Consider the following 13,806-nt stretch of genomic DNA (forward strand, 5'->3'; position numbering starts at 1 on the left):
GATGATAGTGTGGGAAAGCAACATCGCAGATAGGGGAGAAGCGAAGTGCCTGACGGGACGACGGTAAAGGCCGACATTGCCGTCATTGGAGCTGGCGCTGTGGGCTCGGCTTGCGCGCATGCACTTGTAAGGCAGGGCTTCGATGTCATCCTCGTCGATGCCGCCTCTCCAACGGCGGGTACATCGGGCGCCTGTTCGGGTCTCATTGCCGTTTCGACCAAGAAACCGGGCTTGGTGCTCGATCTCGCGGTCGCCAGCAAAGCGCTTTATCCCGAGATTGTTGGCGATCTGCATCAACCGGTGGAGTACCGTCAGAGCCCGACCCTGATCCTGATTGAGCACGAGGCGGAAAAGCCGGCTCTCGAACGCACCCAAAAGGCGGCTGCCGAACTCGGGTTCCGGCTTGACTATCTGAATCGAAACGACGTCCGCAACCGCGAGCCCCATTTGTGCGGCGACCTAGTCGGCGCACTGCGTTGCGAAGACGAACAGGTTGTGAATCCCTACCTGATGAATCTCGCGCTCGCACAACGGGCCATCGCGCTCGGGGTTCGGCCGCTTTTTGGCGTGCGGCCGATCCATGTCGATGTAACAAATGGTCAGATCACGGGCATCGAAACCACGGCGGGGCACATCGACGCTGAACAGTATGTGTTTGCCGTCGGGGCATGGAGTGCTGAACTCGGCGCCCTCGTCGGGCTGGACCTGCGCGTGGTGCCGCGGCGCGGCGAGGTTGCAGTGACAGCGCGGGTGCGACAGCTCGTCGAACATTATGTCATGACCGCCGGCAGCATGATCGCGAAGAACGACCCAAAGGTTGCGGAACGCTCGAGCGACCCACTGATGCAAATGGGCGGAGGCCTGGGCATCCACATGACCGGTGAGGGCCAGGTGGCCCTGGGCACCACGCGCGCCTTCGCCGGGTTCGACCGGACGAGCAGCGAAGCGGGGATCAGCGCGATCCTATCCGCCGCGGCACTTCGGCTTCCGGCGCTCGTCGATGTTCCGATCCTTCGTTGCTTTGTCGGGCTGCGACCGCATGTCCCTGACGGCCGCCCGCTGATCGGCCGCAGCCGACGGCTCAACAATCTGCTGGTGGCCACGGGCCATGATGGCGACGGGATTTCGTTGTCTGTGATCACTGGTGCTTTGATCGCCGACCTGGCGGCCGGGCGTTCGCCGGCGGTTGACCTCACCGCTGCCGACCCCGATCGCTTCACTGAGATACAGGCGGACAATAATGAAGTAGCTTTAGCAACCACTTGATGATTGCAAGCGACTGCCGGGTCCCACATAATTCAGCCCAGGTGCCGGGAAATCAGTCCTGGCAGGCTCTATCGTGGAGGTTCCAATTGATGACTCATTCCGGTCCTGGCTGGCGCGGCAGCTTTCCGGCAATCGTTACACCGTTCACCATCGACGGCGATCTCGATGAGCGGGCGCTGCGTGAAAACGTAAGGCTGACCGTCGATGAGGGCTCGCACGGTCTCGTTATCGCCGGTCACAACGGGGAAGCGCATCTGATGTCCGGGGCGGAACGTGCCCGCGTCATCGAAATCGCCGTCGAGGAGGTTGACGGCCGCATTCCCGTCATCGCGGGAACAGGTGGGATCGCCACCGCCGAGGTCATTGGCCACAGTAAGGCCGCCGCAGCGGCCGGCGTTGACGGGATCATGATCGAGCCACCATACTTCATGAGGCCAATCGAAAGTGACCTTATCGAGCACTTCAAACGTGTCGCCGACGCCGTCGACTTGCCGATGATGGCCTACAACAACCCCGCGCGCGCGCAGGTCGACCTGACGCCGGAGATTGTTCTTGAACTGATGTCCGTTGCGAGAGTCTCAGCCATCAAGGACAGCCTGGGCGACTTCACGCGCATCGTCCATCTGCTCCATACCGCCGGACCGAAGCTGGCCGTGTTCGTCGGTCCGTCGCGCCTGTTCGGATACGCCGGTATCACAATTGGCGCGGCCGGGTTTGTCGATGGGCTGCAGCAGGTCGCAGGACCGGTGGCCGCGCAACTGTTCGAGCTTGCTCAGGCCGGCGACCGTAAGCGCGGTCTAGAGGTGCAGCGGCAACTCTTCCTTCTCGGCGAGGCACTGTTTCACTCGGCCGGAACGTCGCCCGCCACAATAAAGGACGCGATGCGGTTTCTAGGCCGGCCGGGCGGCTTTCCCCGTCCGCCGCTGCGCACCATGAAGGGGGCCGATCTTGATGCTTTCACCGGCCGGCTGCGCGACATCGGCTTCGCGCCAAAGGTGGCCGCTTGAAGCAGGCAAGGGTCACAGAACAGGCGTCAGCAGGCGCTGTCCCGCGAAATGCGCACGCAGGTTGTCACGGATCAGGCTGGCCGAAGCTGTCTTTGCCCGGGCGGTCTTGGACGCCATATGCGGCGTCACGATGACTCGCGGATCACGCCTCAGGACAGCTGGTGCATTCGGTTCGTCGGCCACCACGTCAAGTGCGGCGCCGCCGAGCCTGTCATCGGCCAGAGCTTCGATCAGAGCAGTTTGATCGACCGCGCCGCGCGCAATGCTGACGAGCACCGCTGAGGGGCCGAGTAGGTTCAACACATCTCCATCGATGATTCCCCGGGTTTTGGGGCCGCTTCGGCAGGTGACGGCCAGCACGTCGGATGATCCCGCCAGCCGCGCAAGATCGCCAATGAATGGCCAGGGAGTATTCGGCTTGTGCCTTGGTCCGCTATAAGCGATATCCATGCCGAAGGCGGCGGCGCGTAGCGCCAACTGCCCCCCAATACTTCCCAAACCGAGAATGCCCAGCCGTGTACCGGGAAGACTCCGCCCCAATGGCGGCACCGTGTGGCCCCAGTGCCCCGCACGGACCAGCCTGTCGCCAATGCAAAGGCCCCGGAGGCTGGCCAGTATAAGGGCCATCGCAAAGTCCGCCACATCACCAGCGGACAGGCCCGGCGTAGCACATAAGGGAATGCCACGCGCAGCCAGGCAGGCGCTGTCGATCCGGTCGACATGCCCCCCCGCCACAGCAACAAGTTCAAGTGCCGGGAAAGCGTCGATCAAGGCAGCGTCCGCGCCGGCGTTCGTCGTAGTGACAAGCGCTAGGACGTCTTTTGCAGCCATCGTGGCCGGGCGGTAACGCTCCCGCAACCATACGATCTCGAAGTCTTCTTGAAGCGCGTCTCCAAGGGGAAAGGCCGAGCGCGGGTCATCGACCAACGCCACGACCGGGCGCCGATCATCCCTCAATTGCCTGACGACTGGGACTGCGATTGCACGGGCTGAGCCTCCTGCAGTCGCGAGCGGCGCACAAACTGCGATACCAGGACGAACCCGAACGCAGCAAAACCGAGGAAGTCGGTCGGCCCTTGCGGGTCAATGCTACTGACCACAGAAACGACAAGTATAAGACGTTCCAACAGCGTGGCCCGTATCACCAAGTATCCTTCCCACGCTGCCGCCATGGCGATGAGGCCGGTTGCACCTGTAAGCACCGCCATGACGATGTCGAGGAAAGTACCATCCAGTGTGATCGACGTATAGGCCATCAGGAACGGAATGATGTAGAGACCCTTCGCCATCTTCCAGCCAAAGAGCGCCGTTCGGAATGGCGGCGCCTTGCCGACGCCCGCCGCCACATATGATGTGACACAAACTGGTGGCGTCACCGCCGAATCGACGGCAAACCACAGCACGATCAGGTGCGCGGTCAGCACTGGAAGGCCCAGATCGACCAGCGCCGGAGCGCAGAGGATCGCAACAATAAGGTAGGCGGCGCTGACCGGCAGTTCAATGCCAAGAACGAGAGAAACAAGTCCGACAAGGCAGATTGCGAGGAACAGGCTGCCGCCTGTGCCGTCGAGCATGAAGCTGGAGAACTTGACGCCTATTCCGGTGAGATCGACAACACTGATCACCATGCCGACGCAGGCACAAGCAGCCGCAACCGGAAGCGCAAAGCGGGCCCCCATCTCCAGCGCCTCGATGAAGCCAGCAGGTGTAAGCCGCGTCTCCTTCCTCAGAAACGAAGTCGCGATCATCGCCAAGATGGAGAAAAACCCGGCGTATGTCGCGGAGTATCCGCCGATCAGCATGCCAACCATCAAGCTGAGCGGGACCAGAAACGGCAAGCCGCGCAGCAGAACACGACCGAGATTGACCCAGTAGTCGCCAGGAAGCGGGTTCGGCTTGAGGCCGATCTTGGATGCGTAGAAATGGACGTTGGCGTAGACGCCGACGAAGTAGAGGAGAGCTGGTAGTGCTGCCGCCTTGGCGACCTCGGCATAAGGGATGCCTGTGAGGGAAACCAGCAGGAAGGCCGCCCCGCCCATGATTGGCGGCAGCAAGAGCCCGCCGACGGAAGACGCCGCTTCCGTTCCAGCGGCAGCATGCGCCGGCATCCCCTCCTTCTTCATCAAGGGGATGGTAATTGATCCGGTTGTGACGACGTTGGCCGACGAACTCCCGACGATCGAGCCCATGAAGGCGCTGGCAAGAACCGCTGTCTTCGCGGCGCCGCCGCACATTCTTCCGGTCAGGCTCCGGGCGAGGTCAATGAAAAACTGACCCGCACCAGTCTTCTGCAGGAAGGCGCCGAACAGCACAAAGAGGACCACAAATTCGACGACCACGCCGAGTGGCGAGCCGTATATGCCCTCCGTCGACATGAACATGCGGCTGATCAACTCGTTCGGCCCATAGCCGCGATGCCCCCAGTATCCTGGGATAAGGTTTCCGTAGACGGCATAGAGAACGAAGACACCAACCGTGATGACGAGCGCGGTACCAATGGCCCGACGCACGATCTCGAAAACCAGGAGAATGGCGATGCCGCCAATGACTTTGTCAGCGATATTGGGGATACCAATCCGGCCCAAGAGCGCATCGGACTCGATCTCGAGATAGACGTGCACCGCGACGGCGAGCCCGACCAAGACCAGATCGATGGCAAAGGACCAGTGTCTAGGTGTCCCAGCATGCAGGGGCCGCAGGAGAATGATCAGGACAATTGTGCCCATCAGATTGAGGTGCCGTGCTGCATCCGCCGACATCAGCCCGACCCCACCGAGCCAAAGATGGAACAGCGAGTAGGCAACTGCGATGGATATGATCGCTACGCGCAGCGTCCGACTTGCGAGGTCATTCCGCGATTCCAATTCCGCCGGGATATCCATGCCGATTTCCGTCTCGTGAGGGCTTAACCAAAGGCAGCCAATGCCCGTGTGATGCGCCGCAAGAGGCGATCACCGCAGCGGAGGACGACGAAGAGACGCTATGCCTTTTCTCTTCGTCGTCCGCGATCTTACCGAGTTCTTATCTGAAGACGCGGTGCGTTATTTGATAAGACCGATCTCACGATAATAGCGTTCGGCACCCGGATGGATCGAATGCCCGGTGGCCTGCTCCAGTTCCTTCGCGAGATTGATGTTCAGCTTATTGAAGGCCGGATGAACAGCGATCAGCCGCGCCTTGTTCTCGAAGGTGAATTTGACCATCTGGTAGACGACGTCCTCGGGTACGCGATCGAGGCACATCCACGACCCGGGTATCCCGAAGCCCACAGTCTCGCCGCCCACTCCGGGATAGGTGCCAGCCGGTATCGAGACGGGCACGAAGTAGGGATACCGGCCCCGCAGCATTTCAACCTTCTCGGGTTCGAGTTCCAGCAGTCTGATTTCCTGGACATTGGAAAGCTCCAGGACCGGCGGCGCCGGATGGGAGATGAACTCGATGAAAGCGTCAATTCGGCCGTCGGTCAGCGCCTTGGTGGCTTGCTTCTCGGCAATGTACTCAGTCCGGATATCATCTGGACCGATCCCGTAGAGAGAGAGCATCAGCAGACCGCGCGCATTCGCTGACGAACCCCGTTCGCCGATCGCGACACGCTTGCCTTTAAGATCCCCAATCGACTCGATCCCGCTGTCGGCCAACACGACCCAGTGGCTCTCGCTCGGCGGGAGCATGACCACGCCGCGGAACGCTGACTGGTCCTGGGCTGACTCAAACGGAGGTTCGCCGGCACGCGCCAGATGCATGCCGTCCGTCGACACCCAAGCGCATTCGATGTTGCCCTGGGCCAGCGTAGTATTGTTGATGAATCCCGCGCCACCTTCGAGCGACCAAGTCACGTCTTCCATCTTCTCGTTGAGAATCTCCACGACGCCGGCGGCCATCGGGTACCACGATCCGCCCGGCGCCGACGTCAGAAACGTGTAGCGCTCTTTCGCATCGACGGCGACGCTTCCAGCGGTGACGCCGGCCAGCAGGGCGATAGCCGCTGCTGCGGCCCTGGAGATGGAATCCAAGGTAGGTGAATAGGACATTTCTTCTCCCCTTTTGCTGGACGGTGAAGTCACACCACCCGTTCTTATCAAGCGGCCTCTACCAAAGATCCGCAGAGGACAGCCTCCCATTGCACACGATAACCGACGCCGCAGATCAAAACAAGAAAAACGTAGTAGCTCTAGCTACGTCTATCTACAAATAAGCTCGGGGTGCGGCGAAAGCCAGCGCGTGGGATCGAACAGGGGCAACTCCGGCTCCTGCCCGAGGATGCGGTCGGCAAGCAATCGGCCGAGATAGGGACCGAGGGTATACCCGCTAACACCGCTGGCGATCATGAAGGCGGTGTTGCTAGTATCGAGAGGTCCGATCATGGGCAGGTAATCGGGGTAGTGATCGCGTACGCCGAACCAGGCACGCACCACCCGCGCCTTGCGCAGGGCCGGAACTGCATGGCTAGCAAGACGAAGATTTCCAATGAGATTATCTGGGTCGACACGATAGCTGCCCGGTCTGACGCCGGGCAGGCCCGTCCAGCCGCCACCGATGAGCACTGTGCCATTCGGCTTTTGCTTGAGCGAAAGGCGGCCGCTCACAACGCCGAGCATCCGTCTTACCAATGGCGGTTGCCGTTCGGTCACGATCATCTGGTTGATGCGCTGCCCGACCGGCAGGTCAAAACCCAAGAGGCAGCCGAGGTCCCGGTTCCAGACACCGCCCGCCAGCAAGATCCGGGCCGCCTCGAAGTTTGTTGTCCCGGTAGCTACAACGTATCCATCACCGAGTCGTTCGATCCGGGTTACCTTGCGGCCCTCGCGCACATCAACCCCGGCATCGGACAAGGCTCTCTTAAAGACTCTTGCCGTGATCGTGGAGTCTGCGTAGCCGTCGATGGCGCAGTAGCTCGCCAGCACAACATCCGCTGATAGCCCCGGTTCAAGCGCAAGAGCGGCATTTGCACCGACAAAACTGATCGGCGCGCCCGCATCCCGCCTTGCACCGGCCACCTGCGTCAATCGTTTGGCCTCGGCTTCGGTGAAGGCGAGCACGAGCCCGCCGATCTCGCGATATCCGACATCGCGACCGAGCCACCTCTCTGTGCTGCGCCACATCTCCCACGCGCGCATGGCGTAGGGCGTGAGCTCCGCACGTGGGTACTGGATGGCGAGCGTGCCAGCATTGCGTGACGACGCCCCCATGCACACACCCCCTGCCTCCAAAAGGATTACGCGCATACCCCCTCTGGCGAGATGAAGCGCGGTGCTGCACCCGAGGATACCACCGCCGAGCACGGCGATGTCGTGGCGGCCATCAGTCATTCGGGGCAGTTGCGACAGTGTCACCGATCCCAGAGTCCCAGGGGGCCGGCTCCGGCAGGTCGGCCAGAATGTCATCATATGTGTGCACGCCGGTGAGCGTGGCCGAGTGAACCGGGCGGATCGGCACCTGAATCGTCCAGGGCATCGGTTGGGGCCCAGACGCGCGCTTTGCGATGGCCAGCCTCATCACGGCGTCGCCGCAAATACGTCCCTGGCACGGGCCCATGCCGCAGCGCGTCCAGCTCTTCAACTGGTTAAGGTCAAAGGCGTGATCGGCGAGCGCATCCTCGATCTGGCCGCGCGTCACATCTTCACAGCGGCAGACCACCGTTGACCGGCTGCAGGCTTCGATGAGACCCGAGGGCGGCATCATGAGCCGCGCCATGGCCCGCCCAAAGCGCCCGGCGCGGACAAGCCGCCGTCGCAACGGACGGGCGCGCCGGTCGAAGTCCTCGGGCCGCACTGCCCGAAGTTCATAGGCTGCGGCCAATCCGGCGAGGCGTCCTTCGAGCTCGGCCGCCGCCGCGCCGAGGATGCCCGCGCTGTCGCCCGCCGCGAACACGGAAGGCAGCGAGGTCCGGAGATCGGCGTCGCGCGTAACGACCAGTGACTGGCAATCTTGGTCAAAGCGGTGATCGGCCCCCAAGAGCCGTGTAATTTCACTGTTGGGTAGCAAGCCCTGCCCGATTGCCACGGCATCGGCTTCGAGTTCCAAGGCTTGCGCATCACACCGCGGTCGCCCCAAAGCCCCGAGTGGACGGATGGCGACGCCCGAGACCTGTTCGGCGCCGTAAATAGCTGTAACTGCGTGGTGACGATAAACTTTCACACCCGCTGTGCGAAGTCGGTGCATCCAACCCAAACCGCGCCAGAGGAGGTCGGAGCGCGTGATCATTGACGGGAGAGCCCCCAGCCAGTCGAGGCTGGCGTTGCTGTCGACCACGGCCACCACCCGTCCGCCAAGTTCCAGGATGCCGGCGGCCACCGCGTAGATCAGCGGGCCGCCACCCGTTACCACTGTGGCGACACCCGGCAGCATCTTCTGACTCTTGAGCAGGATTGTCGCGCCGGCTAAGCCAATGACGCCGGGCAGTGTCCAGCCGTCAACCGGGATACTGCGCTCATAAGCGCCGGTGGCAACAACGAGAACCTTGGGCCGGTAACGGACCCAGCGATCAATCGTGGCGGTGCCGATCTCCGGTCCTGGCGCCGCCAGCCAAATGCTCTCGCCGAAAGCAGTCTCGACTGTCGAGGCGGCAAGCTCTGCCCTCAGTGCCTCTCCGCTTGCGTGATCGGTGCCAGGCCGTGCCGGCGTCGCGAATGCCGGAGACCGATAGACCTGGCCGCCCGCTTGCCGCTGCTCATCGGTCACCACGACCGAGAGGCCGGCCTCGGCGGCTGTCACCGCGGCGGCGATACCGGCAGGGCCTGCGCCAAGTACGAGAACATCAGGCGCACGCAGTTCAGCAGTCATCGCCGATACCCAGCTCAACCTTCATTCCGTCCCGAACCGGCTCGAGGCAGGCCCTGACCCGGCGGTCGTCGACAGAGACCACGCATTCCTGGCACATACCCATGAAGCAGAAGGCCCCGCGCGGGGCCTTGGCCACGGGGCTGAGACGCAGCGTTCGAACACCCATGCCTAGCAGCGCGGCTGCAAGATTTAACCCGGCTGGCGCGATGGCCGCCCGCCCATCGACGGCGAAGGTGACGGTTCCCTGTTGCCGAGCGGTCGTTGGCGGATCGGAGGTCATATTGCAACGTTATCATCTGGAGTTGCTCAAGCAACCACTAAATGGTTGCGCGGGATCGCGTCCTCTGAAATAGTCCGATCCGTCGGCCGCGTTCATGCAGGCCATACACACTGACCATGGGACTCGATGATGTTTAACGCCAGCAAACGCCGCAGCACGTGGCAGGGATCGTTCACGGCAATCGTCAATCCGTTCACGACCGATGGAGAACTCGACGAACCGGCGCTCCGCGCGAATATCGATTTGGCGATCGAAGAAGGTGTGCACGGCCTCGTCATCTGCGGTCACAACGGCGAGACACATCTGATGACCGACTCCGAGAGGGAGCGCGCCATCGCGATCTGCGTCGAGCAGATCGCCGGAAGAGTACCGGTGCTTGCTGGGACCGGCGGCATCAGCACGCCCGCGGTGATTGCTCGTACCCGCGCGGCCAAGAACCTCGGCGCCAACGGCGCGATGATCGAGCCGCCCTACTTCATGACACCGAAACCAGCCGACATTCTGGCGCATTTCGTGAGCATCTCGGACGCGGTCGATCTGCCAGTGATGTTCTACAACTGTCCGTCCCGGTCGGGGACGGACGTGAAGCCTGATCTGTTCGGCGAGCTCATCGAGCGATGTAATATCGTCGCCATCAAGGACAGTGCCCATAGCTACGACCGCACGATGGTCATGATACGCGACTTCGGCGCCGAGATCGGCATCTTTATCGGCCCCGCTGGCATCTGGGGCTTTGCGGGCATCATCATGGGCGGCGCCGGCTTCGTCGACGGGCTGCAGCAGGTGATCGGACGCCCAGCCACAACGCTTTTCGACCTCGCCGTTGAGCGCAACGTCGAAGCGGCAGTGCCACTGCAGCACCGGCTGCACGGGTTGCGCACGCTTCTGTTCAATTCGCCCGGGACATCGCCCGCAACCATCAAGGATGCGATGCGCCTGCTCGGCCGCCCGGGCGGTTACCCGCGGTTGCCGCTTCGGCCGATGCAAGGCGCGGATCTTCGCCACTTCGAAGAGGGTCTGCGGGCGCTCGATATCATGCCGGAGAGCGCGGAGAAGACGAAGAGATTGCGGCAGGCTTAGCCAGCGCCGAACCGAGATGACCGTTCCCGCCCCAGCTGCGCCCGGCGAACACATCGAAGATGTCGATACGCCGGCATTGCTAGTCGATCTTGATCGGTTCGAGGCGAACCTCGATACAATGGCGGCCCGCGCCGCCACCGCAGGGGTCGCCCTCCGGCCGCATGCCAAGGCCCACAGGTGCCCGATGGTCGCCCATGCCCAACTTGAGCGGGGAGCGATCGGCCAATGCTGTCAGAAGGTTGCCGAGGCCGAGGCGATGGTTGTTGGCGGCGTCCAGAACGTGCTGATCACGAATGAGATCGTCAACCCGCGCAAGCTTGCCCGTGTGGCCGCGCTCGCCCAGCACGTTGAGATTGGGGTCTGCGTGGACAGCATTCTGGGGGTAGAGCGTCTTGCCGAGGCAGCTACTACATTCGATGTCGAAATCCGTGTTCTGGTCGAGATCGACGCAGGCCAACATCGCTGCGGTGTCCCTCCGGGCGAGGCGGCTGCCGATCTCGCCCGCCTCATCACCGGTCATCGAGGGCTCAAGTTCGATGGCCTTCAGGCCTATCACGGCAGCGCCCAACAGATTCGGGACCACAGCGCGCGCGCGACCGCGATCAATGGTACTCTCGAAGCGGTCGAGGCGACGATCCAGGCCATGCGCGCCGCAGGAATTTCCTGTGCCACCGTCACAGGGGCCGGGACAGGAACCTACCCATTCGAGGCGGCCAGTGGGCTCTACACCGAGATTCAGCCAGGATCATACATCTTCATGGATCACAGCTACATCCGCATCATGGGCCCCGAAGGCGAAACCGTTGTCGATTTCGCACCGGCGCTCTTCGTGCTGACCGAGGTCATGAGCCGCCCCGCGCCAGACCGCGCCATTGTGGACGCTGGAAACAAGAGCGTATCGACCGACGGCGGTCTGCCGGAAATCGCGGATCTGCCTGGCCTGGCAGTTCGCCGCGTCGCTGACGAACATGGGACAATCGAGGTCGAGGAAGGCGACGGCCCAGCGCTCGGGGCACGTCTGTGCCTCCTTCCCGGCCACTGCGACACAACCGTCGGCCTGCACGATTGGCTGGTCGGCGTCAGAGACGGGTGCGTCGAATCTGTCTGGCCGATAACCGGCCGCGGGAGGAGTTATTAGGTTATGACAGACAGTAAAACTCTGGGTGTGGGATCCAACGATCCCTATCTAAGTGGGGTAACACCGGACCGTCCTGATATGGCGCATCGCGCGATTGAGGGGCGGATGGTGGCGGTATCGGCCCGTAGCCATGATGCCCGAGGGCTCTCGCTCATCCCGCAGCGCACGCGCTGCCTGCGCCGCTATGATATCCATGAACTGATCGTCACCGACGAAAGCGGACAAGGCTCAGGCGACACGGTCGATCGCGTCGCTTATCTTGGATTTTTCGAGATTACCTCTGGCGGGTTGCTGATCCAAGGTGACGAGCTTTTGATCGCCGATCAGATGATCGGCAGTGTAATCGGCTTCGACGAAACGCACCTGCCGAACCACCTTAACATCGTGGTTTCGGCCGCGCAGCGCGAAAGCGGCAGAGCCAGCGGCCTAACCCTCAACGATCCCGTTATCTTTCAACCGGTGTGGAACAACTAGCCGGACCTTCCCCGCCCGCCGTTACCCGCACCGGCGGCGGAAGCTCCGGCAAGCGCATTGTCCGGCGCGTCGCCGATGCCAGGCTCCGGTTCGATGGCATCCTCCCGCTCGAAGGTGGCGCGAAACCGATCGTATTCCTGCGGCGCGTAAAACCTCGCCCGCAGTTCCGACAGACGCGGCCCGAAGTTCGCCTCGATCTCGGGGCGCAAAGCCGTAAAGAATTCGGCGAGATACAGGTCGTGGCGGATCACCGTCTCCGCCATGCTGACGACCGGCGGACTCTGTGTGTGAACCCCATAGAAGTCGCCCGAGACATTGGCGGTCAACGCCTGGGTACCGTCGGCGGCGATTGTCAGAAGATTATCAGCGACGCCCCTGCGTTCACCGTCTCCCTCGTGGAGATGGACCGTAACCGACGGTCCAACCCGGTACCGATCGGGATCGTCGCCGAACAACACGATGAAAACCCGCACGCCATGCTCGGCAGCGTCACAAAGTGCTGCTCGATGCGGTTCCAGCACATCCTGCGATGCCTTCAAATAGATCCGATCGCGGGCGCTCGCGATGATTTCGTTGGTCTTGGCCTGGATGTGCTTTCGACCAGCGATGTCCAGAACGTAGTGGTGACTCTCAGTGGTATCGAGCTTCGACAGCTTCGCTGCAACCTCATCACATCGCCCGCTGGTCTCCCGCGCGATACGTCGCATAAGATCTCCGGGGTCGACTGGTATGTAGCGCGCTGGGCGCTGGCCGATCAGTTGAACGGCCATCTTTGTCGACAGGCTGGTCAGCGCACCATAGACGTTCGCGCGCGGGATGTCGGCAACCTTGCTGAGTTCGTATGCCGTCGCCGGATTGGTGTGCAACAACGCCACATAGACCCGCGCCTCGTACGACGAAAACCCGAGCACTTGCAGATCTGCAATGTGGCTCTTGACGGAAGCGGACGCGTGCCTGCTTGGCCTTGCGCTGCTAATCGATCGCTCGTTCATTTTTCACCGTGTGCAATTCAATCGATGAGACCCCAAACCGTCGTGACGGCATGCTTGCCGTCGGGACCGCCCAGAGTGTTTGGGAAGCTACTACACTCGCCCTGGGATAGCGAGGTGAAACCGACTTGGCCCGTCCCGCGACCGCGGAAACAGCCGCCGCGACCGACCCTGCCGCAGTTTGATGGCGTCCGAAGTCCTGGATGGCGCGTCGCCGAAAGATCAAGAAAGCTAACCGCCATGGGCCTGGCGCCTCGATGCGACAACGGGGTTGTCCGAATACACAGGCCCCATTCACACACAGGGGGCATTGACACGTTAACTGCCCTGGTCAGCCGAGATCCACCGTGCTCCGGTTCACACGGCGCGGCAGCTTTGATGCCAGTTTGCCAACGCATTAACTCGAAACATCTTGAAGAAACGGCGTGGCAGAAGATGGCGTTGGACGTAGAAGGCACTGTAGACAGCGGCGTGGATCGACAGGAACCGTTGAGTTGATCCGGGCGACTTGAACCGCTGCTGTTTTCTCTCTCGCCGCCGAACCGGCTGGTGTGAGTTTTCAGCACGATTGTTCGTGCGTAATCCTTGGTCGTAAACCGCCGATAGCCGCTCTTTCCGGATGGCAACAGCATATGATTTGAGCTTATCCGTGGTAAGTTGGTTCGGCGCAAAGCCCTGCTTCTTCAGAAGCTTTCGCAAAAGTCTCTGGGCTGATCAGGAGGACTTTTGCGGCGTCTCGCATCCACGCGATCGTGGATGCGATTAATGATCTCGATGCGGGGGGCCTTG

General features: G+C 62.0%; 12 protein-coding genes and 1 pseudogene. 5 read left to right on the plus strand and 8 right to left on the minus strand.

Annotation, left to right across the window (positions count from 1 at the left end; translation table 11 throughout):
- Window positions 1-45: 45 nt before the first annotated feature.
- Window positions 46-1,266 carry an NAD(P)/FAD-dependent oxidoreductase gene (locus ACP146_RS20810; protein ID WP_422368676.1) on the plus strand — a complete coding sequence of 407 codons (1,221 nt, stop codon included), beginning with the start codon at window positions 46-48 and terminating at the stop codon, window positions 1,264-1,266.
- A gap of 89 nt (window positions 1,267-1,355) precedes the next feature.
- Window positions 1,356-2,273: a 4-hydroxy-tetrahydrodipicolinate synthase gene (dapA, locus tag ACP146_RS20815; protein WP_422368677.1), complete on the plus strand. Its 918-nt coding sequence runs from the start codon at window positions 1,356-1,358 to the stop codon at window positions 2,271-2,273.
- Between the two features lie 12 nt (window positions 2,274-2,285).
- Here dapA and ACP146_RS20820 read toward each other — a convergent pair whose 3' ends face one another.
- The 6 genes from ACP146_RS20820 to ACP146_RS20845 all read right to left on the minus strand — a co-directional run bounded on the left by ACP146_RS20820 (window position 2,286) and on the right by ACP146_RS20845 (window position 9,336).
- Window positions 2,286-3,206, minus strand: a complete 921-nt coding sequence (locus ACP146_RS20820) for an NAD(P)-dependent oxidoreductase (protein WP_422368678.1) — start codon at window positions 3,204-3,206, stop codon at window positions 2,286-2,288.
- Window positions 3,207-3,226: 20 nt separating this feature from the next.
- Window positions 3,227-5,155: a TRAP transporter permease gene (locus ACP146_RS20825; RefSeq protein ID WP_422368679.1), complete on the minus strand. Its 1,929-nt coding sequence runs from the start codon at window positions 5,153-5,155 to the stop codon at window positions 3,227-3,229.
- A 159-nt stretch (window positions 5,156-5,314) separates the two neighbouring features.
- Window positions 5,315-6,304 (minus strand): TAXI family TRAP transporter solute-binding subunit, encoded by a 990-nt coding sequence (locus tag ACP146_RS20830; protein WP_422368680.1) that lies wholly within the window; start codon window positions 6,302-6,304, stop codon window positions 5,315-5,317.
- A 150-nt stretch (window positions 6,305-6,454) separates the two neighbouring features.
- The gene (locus ACP146_RS20835; RefSeq protein WP_422368681.1) at window positions 6,455-7,582 is read right to left on the minus strand and encodes an NAD(P)/FAD-dependent oxidoreductase; all 1,128 of its coding nucleotides are present in this window, start codon (window positions 7,580-7,582) and stop codon (window positions 6,455-6,457) included.
- Window positions 7,575-9,056: an NAD(P)/FAD-dependent oxidoreductase gene (locus tag ACP146_RS20840; protein ID WP_422368682.1), complete on the minus strand. Its 1,482-nt coding sequence runs from the start codon at window positions 9,054-9,056 to the stop codon at window positions 7,575-7,577. The genes ACP146_RS20835 and ACP146_RS20840 overlap by 8 nt, the downstream gene beginning before the upstream one ends.
- Window positions 9,046-9,336 carry a 2Fe-2S iron-sulfur cluster-binding protein gene (locus tag ACP146_RS20845; RefSeq protein WP_422368683.1) on the minus strand — a complete coding sequence of 97 codons (291 nt, stop codon included), beginning with the start codon at window positions 9,334-9,336 and terminating at the stop codon, window positions 9,046-9,048. Before ACP146_RS20845 ends, ACP146_RS20840 begins: the two co-directional genes overlap by 11 nt.
- A gap of 126 nt (window positions 9,337-9,462) precedes the next feature.
- Here ACP146_RS20845 and ACP146_RS20850 point away from each other — a divergent pair, with 126 nt between their 5' ends.
- The 3 genes from ACP146_RS20850 to ACP146_RS20860 are packed head-to-tail and all read left to right on the plus strand — an operon-like array spanning window position 9,463 to window position 12,028.
- Window positions 9,463-10,416, plus strand: a complete 954-nt coding sequence (locus ACP146_RS20850) for a dihydrodipicolinate synthase family protein (protein ID WP_425032970.1) — start codon at window positions 9,463-9,465, stop codon at window positions 10,414-10,416.
- A gap of 16 nt (window positions 10,417-10,432) precedes the next feature.
- On the plus strand, window positions 10,433-11,554 hold the full coding sequence (locus tag ACP146_RS20855; RefSeq protein ID WP_422368685.1) for a DSD1 family PLP-dependent enzyme: 1,122 nt from the start codon (window positions 10,433-10,435) through the stop codon (window positions 11,552-11,554).
- A gap of 3 nt (window positions 11,555-11,557) precedes the next feature.
- Window positions 11,558-12,028 carry a DUF6917 domain-containing protein gene (locus ACP146_RS20860; protein ID WP_422368686.1) on the plus strand — a complete coding sequence of 157 codons (471 nt, stop codon included), beginning with the start codon at window positions 11,558-11,560 and terminating at the stop codon, window positions 12,026-12,028.
- Here the strand turns inward: ACP146_RS20860 and ACP146_RS20865 are convergent.
- Window positions 12,025-13,020 (minus strand): TrmB family transcriptional regulator, encoded by a 996-nt coding sequence (locus ACP146_RS20865; protein WP_422368687.1) that lies wholly within the window; start codon window positions 13,018-13,020, stop codon window positions 12,025-12,027. The two genes, ACP146_RS20860 and ACP146_RS20865, sit on opposite strands and share 4 nt — an antisense overlap.
- A 354-nt stretch (window positions 13,021-13,374) precedes the next feature.
- Window positions 13,375-13,719 (minus strand): annotated as a pseudogene (locus ACP146_RS20870) (DDE-type integrase/transposase/recombinase); the annotation flags it as partial.
- Window positions 13,720-13,806 lie beyond the last annotated feature (87 nt).

Source organism: Pelagibius sp. (assembly GCF_965249265.1).
GTDB lineage: Bacteria > Pseudomonadota > Alphaproteobacteria > Kiloniellales > Kiloniellaceae > Pelagibius.

Bases quoted from the DNA above. Each gene is read 5' to 3' on its own strand.
- dapA (WP_422368677.1), top strand. From the start codon at position 1,356: ATGACTCATTCCGGTCCTGGCTGGCGCGGCAGCTTTCCGGCAATCGTT.
- ACP146_RS20825 (WP_422368679.1), bottom strand. From the start codon at position 5,155: ATGGATATCCCGGCGGAATTGGAATCGCGGAATGACCTCGCAAGTCGG.
- ACP146_RS20830 (WP_422368680.1), bottom strand. From the start codon at position 6,304: ATGTCCTATTCACCTACCTTGGATTCCATCTCCAGGGCCGCAGCAGCG.
- ACP146_RS20835 (WP_422368681.1), bottom strand. From the start codon at position 7,582: ATGACTGATGGCCGCCACGACATCGCCGTGCTCGGCGGTGGTATCCTC.
- ACP146_RS20840 (WP_422368682.1), bottom strand. From the start codon at position 9,056: ATGACTGCTGAACTGCGTGCGCCTGATGTTCTCGTACTTGGCGCAGGC.
- ACP146_RS20845 (WP_422368683.1), bottom strand. From the start codon at position 9,336: ATGACCTCCGATCCGCCAACGACCGCTCGGCAACAGGGAACCGTCACC.
- ACP146_RS20850 (WP_425032970.1), top strand. From the start codon at position 9,463: ATGATGTTTAACGCCAGCAAACGCCGCAGCACGTGGCAGGGATCGTTC.
- ACP146_RS20855 (WP_422368685.1), top strand. From the start codon at position 10,433: ATGACCGTTCCCGCCCCAGCTGCGCCCGGCGAACACATCGAAGATGTC.
- ACP146_RS20860 (WP_422368686.1), top strand. From the start codon at position 11,558: ATGACAGACAGTAAAACTCTGGGTGTGGGATCCAACGATCCCTATCTA.
- ACP146_RS20865 (WP_422368687.1), bottom strand. From the start codon at position 13,020: ATGAACGAGCGATCGATTAGCAGCGCAAGGCCAAGCAGGCACGCGTCC.